The organism is Desulfoplanes formicivorans, assembly GCF_001748225.1.
GTDB lineage: Bacteria > Desulfobacterota > Desulfovibrionia > Desulfovibrionales > Desulfomicrobiaceae > Desulfoplanes > Desulfoplanes formicivorans.
This window is the reverse complement of record NZ_BDFE01000015.1, coordinates 201,685-220,218: the sequence shown is the minus strand read 5'-3', so window position 1 is coordinate 220,218 and position 18,534 is coordinate 201,685. Positions and strand designations below refer to the sequence as shown.

The window sequence follows — 18,534 nt, the reverse complement described above, 5'->3', positions numbered from 1 at the left end:
TGCTTGTTGGTGACGATTTATGTCGTGTTGTTCTGGTCATCGTTTAAAAAGGAAGCCGAAGGGCCAGGATGAACGGAACCAGTACCGGGACCAGGCAGGTCAGCACGATCCCGTTGATCACCGAGGTCATGGCGTATGCCTTGCCGGAATATTTGACAATGATCGGCAGGGTTGTGTCCATGGTGGTGGCTCCTCCGCTGGCAATGGGCCCCAGGGGGCCGACAAGTCTGACCATGACGGGAGCGGCCAGAATGGTGGTCACTTCCCTGACAATGTTTGCCACCAGGGCGATGGTGCCCAGTTCATCCCCCCTGAGCTGCGAGAGGAGCACGCTGGACAGGCTGTAGTAGCCAAATCCGGCACCAACGGCCGCTCCTGCAATGACATCAATATCAGCCAGAGCCAGGGAGATGAGGGAGCCGCCCGCAAGGGAACCAACAACCACTGCAATGGGCACGATAAGGTCTTTTTTCCCGACATTCAGGATATTGTGCAAAAATTTGCCGTCACTGCCCATGCCCATGCCCACCAGAAAGATGAGCGCGTACAGGGTGCCCATTTCCAGCGAGGTTGTCAGGTATTCCTCGGGGATCATGCCGCATAGTCCTCCCCCTATGCCGAGCATGAAAAAGCCGATCAGGATGCAGGTGTCTTTCATTCCCGATCACCCCAGACCTTGGCGAGGAAAAAGGCACAGACAATGCTCCCGACCACTGCGGCCAGGGCCAGGACAAGTCCGGTCAGTCCCAGATGCGGCAGATCGGCCATGAGCTGCTTGTCCACGCCCAGAGACAGGCCCAGGATGAACAAGAGGGTGTACAGGGCCAGGTCAGCAAGACGTGATCCAAGATGCAGCAGGTTCTGGTGACCGCGCATGACAAATCCCAGGGTTATCCCGGCCATGAATATTCCGATAATTGTCAGCATGTTTGCAATTTGGTTGTGCGTTGATCACGCGTGGTTGATGCATGCCCCCAGGGCCTGGTGAATATGTCCGTTACTGGCAAGAATGTCACGGTCGCCGAGGTGGTAGGGTTTGCGGGCATCAAATCGGGAAACCCGGCCCCCGGCCTCGGTGACCAGCAGCATGCCTGCGGCCGTGTCCCATGGTTTGAGACCGATTTCGTAAAATCCGTCCACCCGCCCGCAGGCCGTATAGGCCAGGTCCACGGCAGCCGCCCCTGCCCTGCGTACGCCCTGGGCATTGACAAGAACATGTCTGAGGCTTTGCAGAACAGGATCAATCTCCTGGTCGATATCATAGGGAAAGCCCGTGGCGATGACGCTTGCGCTCAGTTCTTCTGTTTGGGAAACCCTGATGGGTTTGCCATTGCAAAAGGCACCTTGGCCCTTGATGGCGTGAAACAACTCACCCATGACGGGCAGATTGACAACCCCGAGCACGGGTTCCCCCTGTTCCCACAGGGCAATGGATGTGGCCACAAAGGGGATTTGGTGAACAAAATTGGTTGTGCCGTCAATGGGATCAATGATCCAGGTCGAGGTGTGCAGACCCGAGGACGCGTGGGTCTCCTCCGACCAGAACGTTGACCCGGGAATGATCGCCCCGAGGCGGGAGACCAGCAGATTTTCCACCTGGACATCAGTTGTGGTGACCAGGTCGATCCTGCCTTTGTGCGATACATCCTTGGGCCGGGACCAATCCTTTTTGATGCGTGCGCCCGCTTCGTGGGCCGCATTGATGACGTGTTCCATTACCTTGGCGTACATGGGTGCTCCCTGTTGACGTACAGATGACGATCAGCTTGCTTTGCCGATCATTCTGGTTTCCTGGTATTGCCAAGAGACTTTGACAGGTTTACTGTTCAGGCAGATTCTCATGCAGTGGTTGTGCGCTGTTTACGGGTTTTCCCGAGAGGCGTTTTTGTCAACCGATCTTAAGCCCGGGAGGCTTTATGCGTTCGTATCGCCTGTTCGCCCTGCCCTTTGTTTTTCTTTGTCTTTTTGTCTTGTTGTGGGGTTGTGCAACCTTGCCCACCCCTCCCCTTGTCCATCCGTCACGTGCGGGAAGCGATCTTGATCTTGCCGCGATCCTGGAACATGTGGACCAGTACCAGACCTATTTTTCCGCCAGGTCCTTCAACCCGTCAGGACTCTTGTTTGTACCCAGAAACTCCCCGTTTGTCCTGATCCCTGAAAATCGGGGCCTGGGTCAGGGATGGAATCCGGTGGAAGACCCTGCGGCCATTACGACCATGGTTGCGCTGATCAGGGAACGGGACCGTCTTGAACAGCCTGCGCTCAAGGCGCTGCTCAGGCCCCTGGACTCCGGTGCAACGCCCACCAGGGACGATATTCTCGGATATGTTTTCAGTGCCCGTTCCACCTATGCACGCAAGATGGATGACGATCCTGTTACGTACAAAGTCTATCAGATTCCCGAGATTCCACGCATGGGGAACAGGGATGAAAAAGGCTTTTTGTGGCGGGGAGGATTCAGACGCTGATCCGTTAGCATCTTTGTCGTCATCCTTCATCACGGCCGGGTCATGATGGCGATACCGCCCCTGGTTGTGTGACGCTGGTCAGTGATCCCGTCGTTGACAGCTCTGCAAAATCTTCGATAATTCATGGCCGTGGTTATCTTGGTCTGTAAGACAAACCACTTGAGATATCACTTTTTTCCTGGGACCGCTTACTTGTCTATGCCAGAAGCGTTGTCCGTACACCCTTTTTTGCGAGGACACCATGAACGATTGGCTGAGCCTGACCGCCATGGCCCGACGTCTTCAGATCCCGGAACCAACAGCTCGTCGCTATGCAAAGCTTTTTTCCGATTACCTGCCCCACCGTAAGGTGGGACGCATGACCCTGTACGCCCCTGATGCCGGCCCCATTTTGACCAGAATTTCTCAGCTGTATTCCGACGGACATAAAAAGGACGAGGTGGAGGCCCTGCTCAAGCAGGAACTGCCCAAAACCATTGATGTGGCATCTTCCCCACTGTCCGAGGGCCGGTCCCTGGTCAGGTCCGACAATTCTGTCCTGCAGGAAAAGTTGTTCCAGTTTCTGGAAATTGTCAGCGATCAGAGCCGCAAGATCGACGCTCTCATGGAGCGTGACAATCAGACGTCAGCGACCATTGCCCGGCTGCAGGAGGAGCTTGCAACCGAAAAGGCCCGCCGTGAGACCCTTGAAAAGACCTCTGCCCAATACAAGCAGGCCCTTTGCACCCTGTATCGCGGGTACAAGGATCACCATGCCCTCATCCAGGCCCTTCGGGATCAGCCCCTTGAGTCCGGTTCCAACCCAGCCATCGACCGCATCAGCAATCGGTTGACCCAGCTTGAAGACATGTTTCTCGAGGACATGGGCAAGCTGCAGAAAATGATGAATCATGTCTTGAAAAGTCAATGATCACCAGGTGGCCTGCCAGTGATTTTCTCGTCATTCCCACGGGGTGATGCGGGGAAGGGCTATGGATTCCAGGCTTGCTGCAAGTTTCTCCGGGCTCACGGATGCGGTGCCCACGTGGCCGACCACAATGCCGGCTGCGCAATTGGCGATCACGCAGCTTGTCAGCAGATCCAGGCCGCTGCTCAGGCAAAGGGCCAGCACACCGATGACCGTATCCCCGGCACCGGTCACGTCATAGACATTCTGGGCAACCGTGGGGATATGCAGGGTGGGTTGCCCCTGTCTGAACAGGGCCATCCCCCGGCTTCCCAGGGTGATGAGCAGGTTGTCCAGTTGCTTGTCCTTGAGGATTCTTGTGCCCACTTCCAGAATTTCCGGGATGGATCCCATGGGGCCATGGGCGCTTTCCCCGGCCTCCTTGGCATTGGGGGTCATGATGTAATGCCCCTTGTACATGGGGTAGCTTTCGATCTTGGGATCCACAAGGACCTTGTCCAGTCCTCCCCCGTGCTGCATGCTCTCCAGAAGTTCCTCTGAAATGACGCCCTTGCCGTAATCCGATACCACCGCGACCTGGTATTGTGATCGCAGGGATGCGAGTATGGAGGCAAACCGCTTCCAGGTTGCAGACGACATTCTTTGTTTCTTTTCCTGATCCACGCGCAGCATCTGCTGGTTGGCGGCAATGATTCTGGTCTTGATGGTGGTTGGGCGAAGGGAGGTGACCAGGTGGTGATGGATGCCTTCCTTGTCGAGCATTTGGGCGATTTTTTTCCCTGCGGCATCGTCTCCCACCAGGGATACCAGGCAGGGATTACCCCCAAGGGCCCTGATGTTCCGGGCCACGTTGCCCGCGCCCCCCAAATTCCAGGATTCCCGTTCCACCTGCACCACAGGCACTGGTGCCTCGGGAGAAATTCTGTCCACGCATCCCCATTGATAGTGATCAAGCATGCAGTCGCCTACAATGAGAACGGGTTTGCCCTGAAGTCGTTTCAATCCCTCAAGCACATCGGTCTTGCTGACTTGGTCCATGGGTGTTTACTCCTGATTATCCACGTGCCCGGCACCCTGTTCCATGATGCGCAACACCCGTTCCCGTTCCCTGGCATTGGCATAGGACAGGGTGATGGATCCCTTGGCTGGTCCACCGCTGACCCGAAGGGAAAGTCCCTTGCGTTTCCCCAGCACCTTTTCAATGGTTGTTTTGCATTCCTGGCAAAAACGCTTGTTTGCCGCCTTGTCCTTGAGGTCGTCAGCAGGGCTGTCTTTGGCAGGGGCCGCATTCATCTGTCGAACCAGGGCTTCGGTCTGCCTGACGTTGAGATGGTTTTTCACCACCTTGTCATGCGCCGTCTTTTGGCTGTCCGGATCATTTAGGGCCAGATAGGCCCGCGCATGGCCCGGCGTGATAACGTGAGCCGCCAGATCCTTCTGGATGGAGGGAGGCAGGTTGAGCAGGCGCATGCTGTTGGCAATGGCCGACCGACTTCTGCCCACCTGCCGGGCGAGTTCTTCCTGACTCAGCTCCAGTTCCTGTTTGATACGTTCCAGGGCCATGGCTTCCTCAATGGGATTGAGGTCTTCACGCTGGAGATTTTCGATCAGGGCGATGGCCAGGGTTTCCTTGTCATCAATGTCGCGCACCAAGGCGGGGATGGTTTTCAGGTCGGTGCGCTGACTGGCGCGCCATCGGCGTTCACCGGCCACGATTTCATAGCCGTGGCGCGCTCCAGAGCGGGGACGAACCAGAATGGGTTGGAGAACGCCCTGACTGCGGATTGATCGGGCCAGCTCGTCCAGACTTTCCTCGACAAATTCCTGTCTGGGCTGGGAGGGATTGGGAAAAATATCCGTGAGGGGAATTTCCCTGATTTCCAGACGTTCATCTGTTGTATCCGGGGTGCTGCCCTTGAGCAACAGATCCAGCCCCTTGCCTAGTCCTCTGGTTTTGACGCTCATATCGTTACCTTGCTTTTTCGTGCACCATGGTTATAAACCTGACAGCCGTCAGGGGATCGTCCGGACAATCCCCTGATTGTTGCGGTACGAGAGCCGTGGGCTTTCCAGAACCAATGTCTTGTGGTGATGTCGACAAAATACCTTGTGTCACGCTTGTTTCACAACATACGAACGGAGTTGGCGAATATGAAAAAAAAGAAAGATATAACAGCTCTTTATGATAAGCAGGGGAACATGTTCGGCATGTTCATTTCCCCGGAACTCTGGGCGGCCATTCACAAGGACGTCCAGCCGATCATCGACAGGTACCTTGAAAAGACCCGGACTCCCCTTCCCGAGCCCATGGACGATTGGAATCGCCTCATGGATTTCTGGGATTTTGCCTATGAGGTGGACATGGATGTCACCTGCGACCTGTGCGGCAATACTACTCAGGATTGGCAGGCCGATGATCCCCGGAAATTCCGTCTTAAGGCCGCCAATATCGGCGGGTTGACCTGCTTTGAATGTCTGGCATGCAAGGCCAGGGTGACCAAGCAGCATTTCAAGGACAAGATTACCTGCTTCTGCACCCCTTTTTGCGATCACAAATAACGCATCTACCCCCGTTCCAGAACTTCGCGGGCCAGGGAGATATAGGCCTGGGTTCCCGTGGATCGGATGTCATAAGTGATGGCGGGCTTTCCATGGCTTGGTGCCTCGGAAAGCCTGACGTTCCTCGGGATTTTCGTCGCAAAGGTCTTTTCCGGAAAATAGGTTCTGACTTCGCGTTCCACCTGAAAGGAAAGGCGGTTGCGTTTGTCGAACATGGTCAGCACCACTCCCATGATTTCCAGCCGCCGATTCAGCCTTTTTTTCACTGCTTCATAGGTCTGTAGCAACTGGGCAATTCCTTCCAGGGCATAATACTCGCACTGCAAGGGAATGAGCAGTTCCCTGCCTGCGCAAAGGGCATTGATGGTCACCAGCCCCAGGGATGGGGGGCAGTCCAGAAAAATGTATTCGTACTTCTCTCCAATGCTTTCCACCAGGTTGGCCACATAAAATTCCCGTTCCCGTCGGTCCACCAGTTCCAGGTCGGCCCCCACAAGATCATGGGTCGACGGAAGAACATGGAGGTACGGGAGTTCGGTTTCACACACGGCGTCACGAACCCGTGTCTCATCAAACATGGCCGTATACAGGTTGTCTTCCTGCTCTCCCACATCAATTCCCAATCCGCTTGAGGCGTTGGCCTGAGGGTCGCAGTCCACGATCAAGACCTTTTTTTCCATCACGGCCAGCGATGCCGCCAAATTGACGGTGGTCGTTGTTTTACCCACCCCCCCCTTCTGATTCGCCACAATAATCGTCCGAGCCACTTTTGCCTCGCTTGTTGGTTGAGTATTGTTTCACGTGAAACATGAAGTGACGGCCATTCGTCACGGTGTATACTGGGATCAATGATTCGGTGTCAATGGAAAAGGCATCAAAACCACGGTGGATTCTGTGTGCGGCGGGAGGTGGGGACCCGCAGGCAATGCAGGCTCTTGCGCTGGATTCGTGACGTCTTGGGCTTGGGATGGATGCCCTTTCCGCAAGGCGCTGTTGGCAAGGTTTTCTCAGCTGGAGTGTGTCACACACGCCCAGCACGGGGTGCTCAAGGGTAATGGGCAGAGGTGAAAAGATGTTGTGGTGGCGATCAATGGAGGTGTGAGCGGGCTGCCAGGGCATGCCCGCTCAGGAATCAGGTTGCTTCAACTGATGTGGTAGTATTCCTTGTACCAGGCAATGAATTGACCAATACCCTCTTCAATGGGGGTTTGGGGTTTGAATCCCGTGTCGTGAATGAGGTCATCCACGTTGGCATAGGTGGCCTCAACGTCGCCCGGCTGCATGGGAAGCATCTCCTTGATCCCCTTGCGTCCCAGCTGCTCCTCGATAACCTGGATGAAACGGCCGAGTTCAACGGTATTGTTGTTGCCGATATTGTAGATTTTGTAGGGGCAGGGGGCCGAACCCGGATCCGGGGCCTTGGCATCCCAATGGGGATTGGGCTTGGGGGCGCGCTCTGTCACGCGGACCACACCTTCGATGATATCGTCAATATACGTAAAGTCCCGTTTCATTTTGCCCTGATTGAAAACCTGCATGGGCTTCTGGTCGAGAATGGCCTTGGTAAACAAGAACAGGGCCATGTCGGGCCGACCCCAGGGGCCATACACGGTGAAAAAGCGGAGTCCTGTACAGGGAAGGTTGTAGAGATAGCTGTAACTGTGGGCCATGAGCTCGTTGGATTTTTTGCTGGCCGCATACAGGCTGATGGGGTGGTCGACATTGTCGTGAACGGAAAACGGCATGGATGCGTTCAGGCCGTAAACCGAGCTGGACGAGGCGAATACGAGGTGTTGCACCCTGGTGTGCCGGCACCCTTCAAGAACATTGGCAAAGCCCAGCAGGTTGCTGTCAACATAGGACAGGGGGTTCTGGATGCTGTACCGGACACCTGCCTGGGCCGCCAGGTTGACCACATGGGTGAAAGCGTTGGAGGCAAAAAGCTGCTGCATCCCCTCCCGGTCGGCCAGATCCAGTTTGAGAAAGGTGAACCCGTCTCGGCCCTGGAGCAGGGCCAGGCGATCCTTCTTGAGCTGTACGGAGTAATAATCATTCAAATTGTCAATGCCCGTGACCGTGTGGCCCATGTCCAAAAAGCGTTTGCAAAGATGAAAGCCGATAAATCCGGCTGCACCCGTGACCAATATGTTCATAAAGTCTCCTGACGTGTAGAGGATAAACGAGTTCTTCCTGGCGGGTTACAAGCACGAAACCCTGCCCGGGTCAAGAATGCCAAAAGCCCGAAGGCACGGCCTCCGGGCTTTTGGCATGGACAGCGATCAAAGGCTGCTACAGCAGGGGAAAATACTTCTTGATTTCATAGTCCGTGATCTGGGTACGGTAATCATCCCATTCAACCTTTTTATTATCGATGAATTTGTTGAAGATGTGCTCACCCAGAGCTTCGCGTATAACTTCGCTTTTTTCAAGGCAATGGACTGCCTCGATAAGGCTACCGGGGAGGTTGTCGATTCCCTTGGCCGTGCGCTCGGCATTGTCCATCCTGAAGATGTCTTCTTCCACTGGCGGTTCAAGGATATAGTTCTCTTCCATGCCCTTGAGCCCGGCAGCGAGCATGGACGCATAGGCCAGGTAGGAATTGCACGCCGGATCAGGGGAGCGGAGTTCAATGCGGGTGGCCGCTTCCTTGCCGGGTTTGTACATGGGTACGCGCACCAGGGAGGAGCGGTTGCGCCGCGCCCAGGCAATATACACCGGGGCCTCATAGCCTGGAACGAGGCGTTTGTAGGAGTTGACCCACTGGTTGCAGATGGCCGTAAGTTCCTTGGCATGCTTGAGAATGCCGGCAATATAGGATTTGCCTTCGGCGCTCAGGCTGTATCCGTCCTTGTCATGAGCGTCGAAAAAAATGTTACGACCGTTTTTGAACAGGGACTGATGCACATGCATGCCTGAACCGTTCTCCCCGAACACGGGTTTGGGCATGAACGTGGCGTAACATCCATGCTTGCGGGCCACTTCCTTGACAATGACCTTGTAGGTAATGGCCGTGTCGGCCATTTTCAGGGCCTCGTCGTAACGCAAGTCAATCTCGTGCTGGCTGGGAGCAACCTCGTGATGGGAGTATTCGACCTTGATGCCCATGCGTTTGAGAGAAAAAATGATATCCCGGCGAATGTCATTGCCAAGATCCAGGGGAGGCGCATCAAAATAGCCGCCCAGATCGGTGTAGGACGGTTCACGGTCGTTTTCAAAGAGAAAAAATTCAAGCTCGGGACCGACATACATGGTGTATCCCTTTTCCGCAGCCCGTGCGAGCATGCGTTTCAGGGCGTAGCGGCTGTCCCCTTCATAGGGTGTGCCGTCCGGTTTGACGATATCGCAAAACATCCGGGCAACAGGTCGTTCCGTGGGACGCCAGGAAACCATCTGAAACGAGGAGGCGTCAGGAAAGGCGATCATGTCGCTTTCATGGATACGGCAGAATCCCTCAATGGATGAACCATCAAAACCCATCCCCTCTTCAAAGGCGGCCTCGAGCTCACTGGGAGTGACCTGAAAACTCTTGAGGGTTCCCAGAACATCCACAAACCAGAACTGGACAAAGGAAATGTGATAGTCCTGAACGGCCTTGATGACATCATCCGAGGTCTTGCAGTTGAAAATGGGATATTCTTCCATAATGCTTTCTCCTGGCAAAGAGGTGGCAAAAACATGCGTCATGGGTTCATGACATGGATTCGAACGCGACCGTGATGTACGGTTGAACATGAAGATGCACAAATAGACAATTTTGTAGATAATGGCCAGCAGATTATTGCCACCAGTGAAGAGCCTTGTCCCGGAGAAGTTCGTAATCCCCGGCAGCGGCCAGGCCAAGCATCTTCAGATGTTTGCGGATGGCCGCTGCCATGAAGGGATTGTTGTCGCACAGGGCTGCGAACAAAGGGCCGTCCTGGACCACCATTTTCCGGGCCGCTTCCATGCGTCGGGCAAAGGATGGGGTAATGAATTGCCTGAGGCCGTCCTCCTGGTCTTGGGCGCAGAAGTAGGCCAGAGTTCCCACGTAATTGAGCCCCTGAATAAAGGCCATGGCCTTGTCGTGACGGGTGGGGTCGGTTCGAAAGGTGGTCAGGGAACACATGGCACAAACCTCTTCCAGTCGTTCGGCAGCAAGGGGGTCTCGAGCCGGGCAGATGGCCATGCGCAGCTCCTCGTCACGCGGCTGCGGTCCGAACAGGGGATGGGTGCCGACAACAGGTCCGGAAAAGGCCTGAAGCATTTTTTTTACGGGCAATGTTTTTACGGAACAAAGATCAGCCAAAATGGTGGTCGGCTTCAAAAGGCGGGAAATTGCGGCCAGACACGCATCCATGGCCGGAATGGGTACGGCCAGGAGCACCAGGTCCACCGTGGGGATGACCCGGCAAAGGAGGTTGATGTCCATGGGCAGATCAAATCCATAGACATCCAGACCAATGTTCAGGAACCGGTCCATGAAAAAACCGCCCATGTTGCCGCGAGATCCGAAAATGGCCACTTTTTGCAAAAATGGTGAAATCATTGGGTATCCTGCCTTATCAAGCAGCATGATAATGGGTTTGCAAGGATTTCCTGACAAACCATGTCAGGTTGGGGACGGTCAGGCTGCCAAGGAAAGGTGCTGTCGTGATCATGACTTTTGCTCCGTGCAACGCGCAGGTGCCAGCCATCCCCGGCCGCTGTCGAGTTCCTGTGGCAAGAACCGAGAGGTCGCGGCCTCATAATAAAGCGCTGCGCAAAGGCATCACGAAGATGCAACGTGCCCCTTGGGAATACGGGCCCAGAGATCCCAGAAATCGGGAAAGGATTTGGAGACGCATTCGGGGTCATCAAAGACAATCCTGCGCCCGCTGCATTCAAGAAGACTCAGACTCATGGCAATGCGGTGATCGCTGAAGCTTGCAAGGGAGAGCATGTCTCCGGCTTGCATGGGCCTGGGATGAATAATCAGGCCGTCGTCCAGAATGGTCACGTCCTGCCCTGCCAAACGCAGCTGGGAGGCAACGGCCTGCAGGCGATCGCTTTCCTTGAATCGCAAGTGAGCCACACCCCGAATTTCGGTGGGACCGGTTGCAAAACAGGCTGCCGTGGCCACGGTGGGAACGATATCCGGGCAGAAAGACATATCCACCCGTGTGCCGGTCAGGCGTGAGGGAAAGACCGTGCATCCGTGTGCATCCCACACGGATGCTGCCCCCATGGTTTGGAGGATGTCGAGAATGGCCCGGTCCCCCTGCATGGAATCGGGACGAATGCCGTGAACACGAACAGGCAGGGAGCCTACAGCTCCGGCAGCCAGAAAATAGGACGCATTGCTCCAGTCCCCTTCAACATGATAGTTCTGGTCCATGACATATTGCTGCGGTTTAACCCGAAAGCGAACGGATTCAGGGGAGACGGCCCTGAGGGATCGCCAGTCCACAGATTCCCACAGATTGCCCGTTTTGGTCTGGACATCAACATGAACTCCGAAATCTTCCATGACCTGAAGAGTAAGGGCCACATACGGCCAGGAGACCACCTTGGTCCCGGCAAGACTGATGGTCACGGAGGTTGGGGCACATGGAGCCGCAAGAAGCAAGGCGGACAAGAACTGACTGCTTTCGGAAATATCAATGGCAATGGTATCGCCCAGGGTGCCGGGGCTGCGGGCGATAAGAGGGAGAAATCCCTGCTTGTCTTCAAAGGTAAAGGACACCCCCCACTGGGAAAGGGCTTGGATCAGCGCGGTCATGGGGCGATCATGCATCCGCCCTGCTCCATGCATGCGGAATGTGCCGGCAAAAGCGGCAAGCACTCCGGCAAGGAGTCGGCATGTGGTCCCGGATTCACCCACAAAGAGATCAACCGTATCGTCTGGAAGGTGACGGGTGGGCACGCCCTGAACATGCATGGCGTTGTGGGAAAGGCGAAACCGCGCGCCCAAAGCGGCAAGTCCTTCCCGGGTTCGGGCCAGATCGTCACTGGCCAGGACATTTTCGACCACGGCCTCGGATGTTGACAAGGCAGCGCAGATAAGGGCTCGATGGGACAGGGATTTGGACGCGGGAGCGGTAATGGAAATGGTTTGCATGATGGTCAGGGGGTTAAGGATGAAGGGAAAGAGCCCGGCATATCATGCGGACCACGTGGTGTAGCTGCCAAGAACACGCAATGACTGGGATTGATCCCGAAGCCTGTCCATGACGGGCTGTGCGTCAGGAACACTCAGATCAGCCTGGACATCAATAAAAAAAGCGTACTTCCATTTTTCAAAACGAAGGGGTCTTGATTCCAGTTTGGTCATATTGATGTGTGCCTCGGAAAAAATGGTCAAAACGCGCTGCAGAGCTCCGGGTTTGTCGGGAAGGGTGAGCAAAAGGGATGTTTTGTCTCTGGCTTCACCGGCATAGGGTTGCCGGGTGAGAATGAGAAAGCGCGTCCAGTTGTCGGGTTCGTCCTGGATATCCTGGGCCAGACAGCGCAGGGTTGCTCCCGAACCCAGCGTGACATGGCCGATGACAGCTCCTCCCGGATGTTGGAGAGCCAATTCCACGGCAGCTCCCGTACTCACCGTGGGCACGAGTTCTGCCTGGGGAACGGTATTCCTGAGCCACCGGGTACATTGGGCCAGTGCCTGGGGATGGGAAAATATATGGGAGACGCTTTCAAGATCCTGGGTCCTGCCGTGCAGACAATGGCTGATGCGCGAATAGGTTTCCGCCTGGATGGAAACGTCATAGCGCAGAAAAAGATCCATGCTCTGCCCTACTCCGCCGTTGAGGGAATTTTCAAAAGGCACGATTCCAAGGCGGGTCTTGCCAAAGGCAACCGCCTGGAACACGGATTCCAGATCACGCTGGGGAATGTAATCAAGACTTGATCCCAGCGCCTCCACCCCGGCATAATAGGAAAAGGTTCCCTTGGGACCAAGATAGGCCACGGTAAGGGGGGCCTGGAGCCGGCGGGACGAGGACATGATCTCCCGATAGATGCGGCGCAGATGTTCGTTGGGCAGGGGACCGGTATTAAGGCGTTCCAGATTGAGGACAAGGTCCTTTTCCCGTTTGGGATTGAGAATGGGAAATTTGCCTTTGGCCTTGATGGTTCCCACCTCGAGACTGAGGGCGGCCCGCTTGTTCAAAAGCTGGAGCAGTTGGGAATCGACCTCGTCGATCTGGTGTCTGAGCTTGCCAAAAGGTTCGTTCATGCCCCCCCCTATTCGCGGATGTCTTCCTGGATGCGCATGCCGAAATGGCGGCCTGCTGCATCCTGATGGCAGAGAATACGATCTCCGGGAGCCAGGAGAACCACGCTCACGGGTGTTCCGTCATCCCGAACCAGGCGTATGGTTTCGGCGTTTTGCAGAAAAACGCACCCGGTTCGTTCGCCCATTCGGGCGGTAACCATGAGCATGGGGCGGATTTCCGTTTTACAACGGCCAACAATGGCCGTGGAGGCCTTGCCGTCAGCGCCCACGATGAGCACTTCCCGGCCTGGAGCGAGTTCCTCAAGATAGGCGGTGCGGTCTTCGGGAAGCATGGCGTAGGAATGGACACCGCCGGCATTGATGCGAAACGGCCGTGGAGCCACATACGGGTTGGTTTCGGTTTCCGCGTGGACCAGAAAGGAAAATCCGCTGGTATTGCCCACAAGCATGCCCTGACCGGTGTCAAGGAGGGACAGGGTGTCCACGCATACGCGGTGGCCGAGTCCCACCGGGGTGATGGCCATGATTTCCGCGGATTCAAGAAGCACGGTGCCTTGGGAAAGTTTCATTTCGCGAACAATGTCTTTAAGTTGGGTAATGGCCTGGGGCACAACAACCAGGGTCGCAACTCCCTTTTCCAGAATGCCGGCGCCAACGCGGGCCGCGTTAAGGGAATCCACTTCAAGGCCCAGGGCAGGCTCTTGAGCCAGAATGTTTTCCACGGGAATGATTTCCCATCCGGTTTCAAGGATGACCGTACGTTGTGCAGTTAGGGCCGCAACAACATCTGTTTCGTCGTCCTTGCACGTCAGTGCCTTGAAGATGACCGCGTCCGAAGGGATGACCGCAACGCGGCCAAGGGCTTCGATCTCCTGAACATGTTCGGGTTCGGCAATAATCGCATCAACTCCTGACTCCAGGGCAAGGGTGACATCGTCCTGGGAAAAGGGAATGGCTTTGAAATAAATGGTTCGGCGCATGGAAAGTATCCTTATTGAAAATCAGTATAAACGCTCGGCTGGTTGTTCCTGCGCAACACGCGTGCAGGGTGGGGCAAGGACAGGAAGATCGCACGTCCTCATGGCGTGATCCCCAGAGCATGGTCACCTGGATGACCGAAAATCCGCAGGCAAAGGTCATCATCTGTCCCTCGGGATTGCCCATGCTGGCGTGCCGGGGGCCGCTGGAATGAATGGCGAATACCGGGCATGCCTGTCTAGGCGGCCAGCATGGTTCGTGCTCTTTCCAAACCCTGGCCCTGATGAACAATGGCTCCAAGGGCGTTGACCAGACTTGCGGGATCAGGATCCTGGAAGACATTGCGCCCAAGGGAAAGCCCTGCTCCACCGGCTGCAACTGAATCATGGGCCATACGCAGAATGTCGTCGCGGGTATCCATTTTGGGACCGCCGGCAATGACAACGGGAATCGAACACCCTTGGCACACCCTGGCGAATGAATCAATATCACCCGTGTAAGGGACCTTGACGATATCAGCTCCAAGCTCCTCTCCAACCCGGGCACAATGGGCCACGACCGAAGGGGCCATGGAATTGGAGATTTTGGGCCCGCGTCCGTATACCATGGCCAGCAGGGGCATGCCCCACTCCTGGGCGGCATAGGCCACCTGGCCCAGATCCGCGAGCATGGTGGATTCGGTTTCGTCGCCCAGGTTGACATGCACGGACACGGCGTCAGCACCCATTTTGACGGCTTCTTCCACCGTGGCCACGAGGCGTTTGGCATTGGGACGGGTGGAAAGGTCCGTGGACGCGGAAAGGTGGATGATCAGGGCAAGATCACGGGCGTGTCCTGCATAGGCCGAACGGACCAGTCCCTTGTGCATGAGTACGGCATCGGCCCCGCCTCTGGCCACGCTGTCAACTGCCTTGTGTGGGGAAATCAGTCCGGGGATGGGCCCGAGACTGGCGCCATGATCCATGGGAACGAGAATGGTTTTTCCGGATGAGGCATTGAGGATGCGCTCCAAACGAAGATCTTTTCCTGCCTGCATGATGTCCTCCCCGCAATTGCGGATGGTGGGTTGGCGGGTCGGGGCGGACGGCGACGGCCGAAAAAAAGGGCCGCCGGCGTGTCGCCTGCGGCCCTTGGGGTACATGTGTATGCGTGATAAAAAGTTACACCTTCCCGTCCAGACCACAGGTCAACACAAAATAATACCAAAAAAAGAAATATGCGTTGGAAAAAAGAGTCTGGTTGGGAGTATTCATGCGCTGTGAATGCCCGAGGGATGCGGGGGAGTCAAGAACTTTTTATGCCTTCCTGTTCAAGGCCCGACAAGAAAGTGCGGGCAGAAAGGTGGCCGTCTGGCAAACCTTGCCCGGTTTGTTCCGGCCATGCCCGGCGTGGCACCTGGTGTGATCCCCTCTGCATCCGTTTCTGCCAGAACGCTGGTAGCAAGGAACATGCGGATGAAAATTGCATTGACAAGACCCCGAGCAGATGAGGAAAGAAAGGATGCACATGTTCAAGGGGCGTGTTGTGCACGCTCTTCGTCCTTTCACCGTAACCCGCCATTTTGTTTCACATGGAACATTCTTCTTGCAACACCCTTCGACCTTTGGGGCAGGACAGGATTGTCCGTTACCTGGACAGTCTTGCCAGCAATCCTCCCCACGCCCTCCTTCTGGAAGGAGGCGACGTGACCTCCCGTTTTGCCCTGGCCCAGTACTGGACGGCACTGCTCAATTGTCCGAACCGGCAGCCTCCGTGTTCCAGCTGTCCCACATGTCTTCAGATACAGGACCAGGTGTTCAGGGATATGGCCATCGTGGATGGCCGGGAATCCCAGATCCTCATCAGTGATGTGCGCACGGTGCGGGGGCTCATGGGGCAGCCTCCCCATGGCAAGGGAACGCGGGTGATCATCCTTGCCGAGGCCCAGAACATGGAGCCTCCTGCCGCCAATGTCCTGCTCAAGTCCATGGAGGAACCTGGGCCGGGCAATGTTTTTGTCCTCCTGGCGCCCCAACGGGGGACCCTTCTGCCAACCCTGGTTTCCCGGAGCTTTGTGCTTACCCTGCCGTGGCAGAAAGGTTTTGCACCCTCCAAGGACATCCTGGAATGGGAACAGGCCCTGATCCATTTCATGAAAACGGGTCAGGGCTGGTTTGCCAGGACCGGGAAGAAAAACGAGGTGGATGCCCACTTGGCCAGGAAAATGCTTCTCCATTGCCAACAGGGCGTTGTCCTCTATTCCAAGGGAGAAAACGGGACCGAACTAAGTCGCTATCTGAAAAATATTCCCCAACCCGTTCCCTTTGACAGGCTGGAACATGTTCTGGCCCACGGGTTTTACCGTCTGGACAAGCGGGTCAATCCGGCTCTGGTCATGGACTGGGTTGCTGTCCGGTTTTGGAAGATGGTTCACCAGCATTCGTGACCAGGTGTGGCATTATTGAACCCGCTGGGTTGCGCAGGAGGTGGGAACGCAGCAGGATGGTGCAGGAAAACGGATGTGCCGGCTCATGATCAATTGCCAACGGGATGAAGCTATGATGACCGACCACGACATTTATCTTTTCAAGCAGGGACGCCACTACCGTCTTTATGACAAGCTTGGTGCCCACCCCACGACCATGAACGGGCAGGCCGGGACCTGGTTTGCGGTGTGGGCGCCCAATGCGCGTTCCGCCCATGTCATCGGGGCCTTTAATCAATGGAACCCCACAGCGTCTCCCCTTTCGGTCCGTCAGGACGGATCCGGTATCTGGGAGGGATTTGTGCCCGGTGCCCGTGTCGGGCAGGAATACAAGTTCCGGCTCGAACAGGGAAACGGTGGTGGCGTGGCCGAAAAGGGGGATCCTTTTGCCGTGTATTGGGAAGAACCTCCGCGCACGGCATCGAGAATCTGGGAGCTTGATTACCAGTGGCATGACCAGGAATGGATGGACCAACGCAAGGCCCAAAACAGCCTGCAAGCTCCCATGTCCATCTATGAAGTCCATCTGGGCTCATGGAAGCGGAGTCCGGACGATCCGGACGGTTTTCTGGACTACCGGTCCATGGCCCACCTGCTGGTGGAGCATGTGACCGCCATGGGGTTCACCCACGTGGAGATCATGCCGATCATGGAACATCCCTTTTACGGATCATGGGGATACCAGACCGTGGGCTATTTCGCGCCTACAAGTCGCTACGGCACTCCCCAGGATTTCATGTACCTCATCGATCATCTGCATCAAAACGGCATCGGGGTCATTCTGGACTGGGTGCCCTCCCACTTTCCGGCAGATGCCCACGGGTTGTCGCGTTTTGACGGCACCCACCTCTTTGAGCACGAAGACGCGCGCAAGGGGTTTCATCCGGACTGGAACAGCTCCATCTTCAACTACGGCCGGTATGAGGTGCAGGCCTATCTCATCAGCAGTGCCCTGTTCTGGCTGGAAAAATACCATGCAGACGGGTTGCGGGTGGATGCCGTGGCCTCCATGATCTATCTGGATTACTCACGCAAGGAAGGGGAATGGATTCCCAACCAATATGGCGGGAACGAAAACCTGGAAGCCCTTGATTTTCTGCGCCGACTGAACATGGCCGTGTATGAAAATTATCCCGATGTGCAGACCATGGCCGAGGAGTCCACGTCCTGGCCCATGGTTTCTCGTCCCGTGTACCTGGGAGGCCTGGGGTTCGGCATGAAGTGGAACATGGGGTGGATGAACGATACTCTGAGCTATATGTCCAAGGACCCGGTGCACAGAAAATTTTATCATGACCAGCTGACATTCGGCCTCTGGTACGCCTACACGGAGAATTTCATTCTTCCCCTGTCCCATGACGAAGTCGTGCACCTGAAGGGGTCTCTTCTGGATAAAATGCCTGGTGATTCCTGGCAGAAAAGGGCTAACCTGCGTCTTTTGTTCGGTTACATGACCGGTCAGCCCGGCAAGAAGCTGCTGTTCATGGGAGGAGAGTTCGGCCAATGGCGGGAATGGAACCATGATGCGTCCCTTGACTGGCATCTTCTGGACCAGCCGGCTCACCAGGGCATCAGGGACTGGGTCAGGGATCTGAACCTGGCATATACGCGCGAACAAGCCCTGTACGCGGGTGATTATGACCAGAACGGCTTTGCCTGGGAGGATTGTCATGATTCGGACCAGAGCGTGCTGACCTTTTTTCGCCAATACCAACAGGAGGTCATTCTTGTGGCCTGCAATTTCACCCCGGTTCCCCGATACCGGTATCGGGTCGGTCTGCCCCGGGGAGGAACCTGGCTGGAAATCCTGAACAGTGATGCCACGGTGTATGGCGGAAGCGGCGTGGGCAACAAGGGTGCGGTGGAAGCGCGCCATGCAAGCTGGCATGGTTTTCCGTACATGACCGAACTGACTCTGCCCCCACTGGCAGCCGTTTTTTTCAAGCCTGCTTCCCAGCCGTGAGGG

At 55.9% G+C, this 18,534-nt stretch carries 19 protein-coding genes; 6 read left to right on the top strand and 13 right to left on the bottom strand.

Annotated features, from left to right (window positions below; translation table 11 throughout):
• Window positions 1-43: 43 nt before the first annotated feature.
• Genes DPF_RS05935 through DPF_RS05925 form a run of 3 tightly spaced genes read right to left on the bottom strand, consistent with a single transcriptional unit; the run spans window position 44 to window position 1,731 of the window.
• Window positions 44-658, bottom strand: a complete 615-nt coding sequence (locus tag DPF_RS05935; RefSeq protein WP_069858018.1) for a LysO family transporter — start codon at window positions 656-658, stop codon at window positions 44-46.
• Window positions 655-927 (bottom strand): LysO family transporter, encoded by a 273-nt coding sequence (locus tag DPF_RS05930; protein WP_069858016.1) that lies wholly within the window; start codon window positions 925-927, stop codon window positions 655-657. The genes DPF_RS05935 and DPF_RS05930 overlap by 4 nt, the downstream gene beginning before the upstream one ends.
• Window positions 928-951: 24 nt before the next feature.
• Window positions 952-1,731: an inositol monophosphatase family protein gene (locus DPF_RS05925; protein ID WP_069858014.1), complete on the bottom strand. Its 780-nt coding sequence runs from the start codon at window positions 1,729-1,731 to the stop codon at window positions 952-954.
• Window positions 1,732-1,916: 185 nt separating this feature from the next.
• On the opposite strand from DPF_RS05925, the gene DPF_RS05920 reads away from it, so the two are divergent.
• Window positions 1,917-2,468 carry a hypothetical protein gene (locus DPF_RS05920; RefSeq protein WP_069858012.1) on the top strand — a complete coding sequence of 184 codons (552 nt, stop codon included), beginning with the start codon at window positions 1,917-1,919 and terminating at the stop codon, window positions 2,466-2,468.
• A gap of 241 nt (window positions 2,469-2,709) precedes the next feature.
• Window positions 2,710-3,378 carry a hypothetical protein gene (locus DPF_RS05915; protein ID WP_069858011.1) on the top strand — a complete coding sequence of 223 codons (669 nt, stop codon included), beginning with the start codon at window positions 2,710-2,712 and terminating at the stop codon, window positions 3,376-3,378.
• Between the two features lie 30 nt (window positions 3,379-3,408).
• On the opposite strand, the gene DPF_RS05910 is transcribed toward DPF_RS05915, so the two are convergent.
• Together DPF_RS05910 and DPF_RS05905 are read right to left on the bottom strand one after the other, a co-directional pair.
• On the bottom strand, window positions 3,409-4,413 hold the full coding sequence (locus tag DPF_RS05910; RefSeq protein WP_069858009.1) for a bifunctional heptose 7-phosphate kinase/heptose 1-phosphate adenyltransferase: 1,005 nt from the start codon (window positions 4,411-4,413) through the stop codon (window positions 3,409-3,411).
• A 6-nt stretch (window positions 4,414-4,419) separates the two neighbouring features.
• Window positions 4,420-5,340 carry a ParB/RepB/Spo0J family partition protein gene (locus DPF_RS05905; RefSeq protein ID WP_069858007.1) on the bottom strand — a complete coding sequence of 307 codons (921 nt, stop codon included), beginning with the start codon at window positions 5,338-5,340 and terminating at the stop codon, window positions 4,420-4,422.
• A 186-nt stretch (window positions 5,341-5,526) separates the two neighbouring features.
• On the opposite strand from DPF_RS05905, the gene DPF_RS05900 reads away from it, so the two are divergent.
• Window positions 5,527-5,934 carry a hypothetical protein gene (locus DPF_RS05900; protein WP_069858005.1) on the top strand — a complete coding sequence of 136 codons (408 nt, stop codon included), beginning with the start codon at window positions 5,527-5,529 and terminating at the stop codon, window positions 5,932-5,934.
• 5 nt (window positions 5,935-5,939) lie between these two features.
• Here the strand turns inward: DPF_RS05900 and DPF_RS05895 are convergent, their stop codons facing one another.
• From DPF_RS05895 to DPF_RS05865, 7 genes are all read right to left on the bottom strand, one after another.
• Window positions 5,940-6,701, bottom strand: a complete 762-nt coding sequence (locus DPF_RS05895) for a ParA family protein (RefSeq protein ID WP_069858003.1) — start codon at window positions 6,699-6,701, stop codon at window positions 5,940-5,942.
• Window positions 6,702-7,076: 375 nt separating this feature from the next.
• A complete protein-coding gene (locus DPF_RS05890) occupies window positions 7,077-8,087 on the bottom strand; it encodes an NAD-dependent epimerase (RefSeq protein WP_069858001.1) in 1,011 nt (336 codons plus the stop codon).
• Window positions 8,088-8,223: 136 nt separating this feature from the next.
• Complete coding sequence (locus DPF_RS05885) at window positions 8,224-9,576, bottom strand: glutamine synthetase family protein (RefSeq protein ID WP_069857993.1); 1,353 nt, start codon at window positions 9,574-9,576, stop codon at window positions 8,224-8,226.
• 133 nt (window positions 9,577-9,709) lie between these two features.
• Window positions 9,710-10,459, bottom strand: a complete 750-nt coding sequence (locus DPF_RS05880; protein WP_069857991.1) for a prephenate dehydrogenase/arogenate dehydrogenase family protein — start codon at window positions 10,457-10,459, stop codon at window positions 9,710-9,712.
• A 222-nt stretch (window positions 10,460-10,681) separates the two neighbouring features.
• Window positions 10,682-12,010, bottom strand: a complete 1,329-nt coding sequence (aroA, locus tag DPF_RS05875; protein ID WP_069857990.1) for a 3-phosphoshikimate 1-carboxyvinyltransferase — start codon at window positions 12,008-12,010, stop codon at window positions 10,682-10,684.
• 42 nt (window positions 12,011-12,052) lie between these two features.
• Complete coding sequence (pheA, locus tag DPF_RS05870) at window positions 12,053-13,126, bottom strand: prephenate dehydratase (protein ID WP_083254499.1); 1,074 nt, start codon at window positions 13,124-13,126, stop codon at window positions 12,053-12,055.
• Window positions 13,127-13,134: 8 nt separating this feature from the next.
• Window positions 13,135-14,106, bottom strand: coding sequence for a 3-dehydroquinate synthase II domain-containing protein (locus DPF_RS05865; protein WP_069857987.1), 972 nt, complete (start codon window positions 14,104-14,106; stop codon window positions 13,135-13,137).
• A gap of 14 nt (window positions 14,107-14,120) precedes the next feature.
• Here DPF_RS05865 and DPF_RS14215 point away from each other — a divergent pair, with 14 nt between their 5' ends.
• The gene (locus DPF_RS14215; RefSeq protein ID WP_141721068.1) at window positions 14,121-14,318 is read left to right on the top strand and encodes a hypothetical protein; all 198 of its coding nucleotides are present in this window, start codon (window positions 14,121-14,123) and stop codon (window positions 14,316-14,318) included.
• A gap of 24 nt (window positions 14,319-14,342) precedes the next feature.
• Here the strand turns inward: DPF_RS14215 and DPF_RS05860 are convergent, their stop codons facing one another.
• Window positions 14,343-15,140: a 2-amino-3,7-dideoxy-D-threo-hept-6-ulosonate synthase gene (locus tag DPF_RS05860; protein WP_069858768.1), complete on the bottom strand. Its 798-nt coding sequence runs from the start codon at window positions 15,138-15,140 to the stop codon at window positions 14,343-14,345.
• 534 nt (window positions 15,141-15,674) lie between these two features.
• Here DPF_RS05860 and DPF_RS05855 point away from each other — a divergent pair.
• Entirely contained in the window at window positions 15,675-16,529 is an 855-nt protein-coding gene (locus DPF_RS05855; RefSeq protein WP_069857985.1) for a DNA polymerase III delta subunit-related protein, read from the top strand.
• An 85-nt stretch (window positions 16,530-16,614) separates the two neighbouring features.
• A complete protein-coding gene (glgB, locus tag DPF_RS05850) occupies window positions 16,615-18,531 on the top strand; it encodes a 1,4-alpha-glucan branching protein GlgB (RefSeq protein WP_069858766.1) in 1,917 nt (638 codons plus the stop codon).
• The last annotated feature ends 3 nt before the right edge of the window (window positions 18,532-18,534 follow it).

Bases quoted from the DNA above. Each gene is read 5' to 3' on its own strand.
- DPF_RS05935 (WP_069858018.1), bottom strand. From the start codon at position 658: ATGAAAGACACCTGCATCCTGATCGGCTTTTTCATGCTCGGCATAGGG.
- DPF_RS05930 (WP_069858016.1), bottom strand. From the start codon at position 927: ATGCTGACAATTATCGGAATATTCATGGCCGGGATAACCCTGGGATTT.
- DPF_RS05925 (WP_069858014.1), bottom strand. From the start codon at position 1,731: ATGTACGCCAAGGTAATGGAACACGTCATCAATGCGGCCCACGAAGCG.
- DPF_RS05920 (WP_069858012.1), top strand. From the start codon at position 1,917: ATGCGTTCGTATCGCCTGTTCGCCCTGCCCTTTGTTTTTCTTTGTCTT.
- DPF_RS05915 (WP_069858011.1), top strand. From the start codon at position 2,710: ATGAACGATTGGCTGAGCCTGACCGCCATGGCCCGACGTCTTCAGATC.
- DPF_RS05910 (WP_069858009.1), bottom strand. From the start codon at position 4,413: ATGGACCAAGTCAGCAAGACCGATGTGCTTGAGGGATTGAAACGACTT.
- DPF_RS05905 (WP_069858007.1), bottom strand. From the start codon at position 5,340: ATGAGCGTCAAAACCAGAGGACTAGGCAAGGGGCTGGATCTGTTGCTC.
- DPF_RS05900 (WP_069858005.1), top strand. From the start codon at position 5,527: ATGAAAAAAAAGAAAGATATAACAGCTCTTTATGATAAGCAGGGGAAC.
- DPF_RS05890 (WP_069858001.1), bottom strand. From the start codon at position 8,087: ATGAACATATTGGTCACGGGTGCAGCCGGATTTATCGGCTTTCATCTT.
- DPF_RS05885 (WP_069857993.1), bottom strand. From the start codon at position 9,576: ATGGAAGAATATCCCATTTTCAACTGCAAGACCTCGGATGATGTCATC.
- DPF_RS05880 (WP_069857991.1), bottom strand. From the start codon at position 10,459: ATGATTTCACCATTTTTGCAAAAAGTGGCCATTTTCGGATCTCGCGGC.
- aroA (WP_069857990.1), bottom strand. From the start codon at position 12,010: ATGCAAACCATTTCCATTACCGCTCCCGCGTCCAAATCCCTGTCCCAT.
- pheA (WP_083254499.1), bottom strand. From the start codon at position 13,126: ATGAACGAACCTTTTGGCAAGCTCAGACACCAGATCGACGAGGTCGAT.
- DPF_RS05865 (WP_069857987.1), bottom strand. From the start codon at position 14,106: ATGCGCCGAACCATTTATTTCAAAGCCATTCCCTTTTCCCAGGACGAT.
- DPF_RS05860 (WP_069858768.1), bottom strand. From the start codon at position 15,140: ATGCAGGCAGGAAAAGATCTTCGTTTGGAGCGCATCCTCAATGCCTCA.
- DPF_RS05855 (WP_069857985.1), top strand. From the start codon at position 15,675: ATGGAACATTCTTCTTGCAACACCCTTCGACCTTTGGGGCAGGACAGG.
- glgB (WP_069858766.1), top strand. From the start codon at position 16,615: ATGATCAATTGCCAACGGGATGAAGCTATGATGACCGACCACGACATT.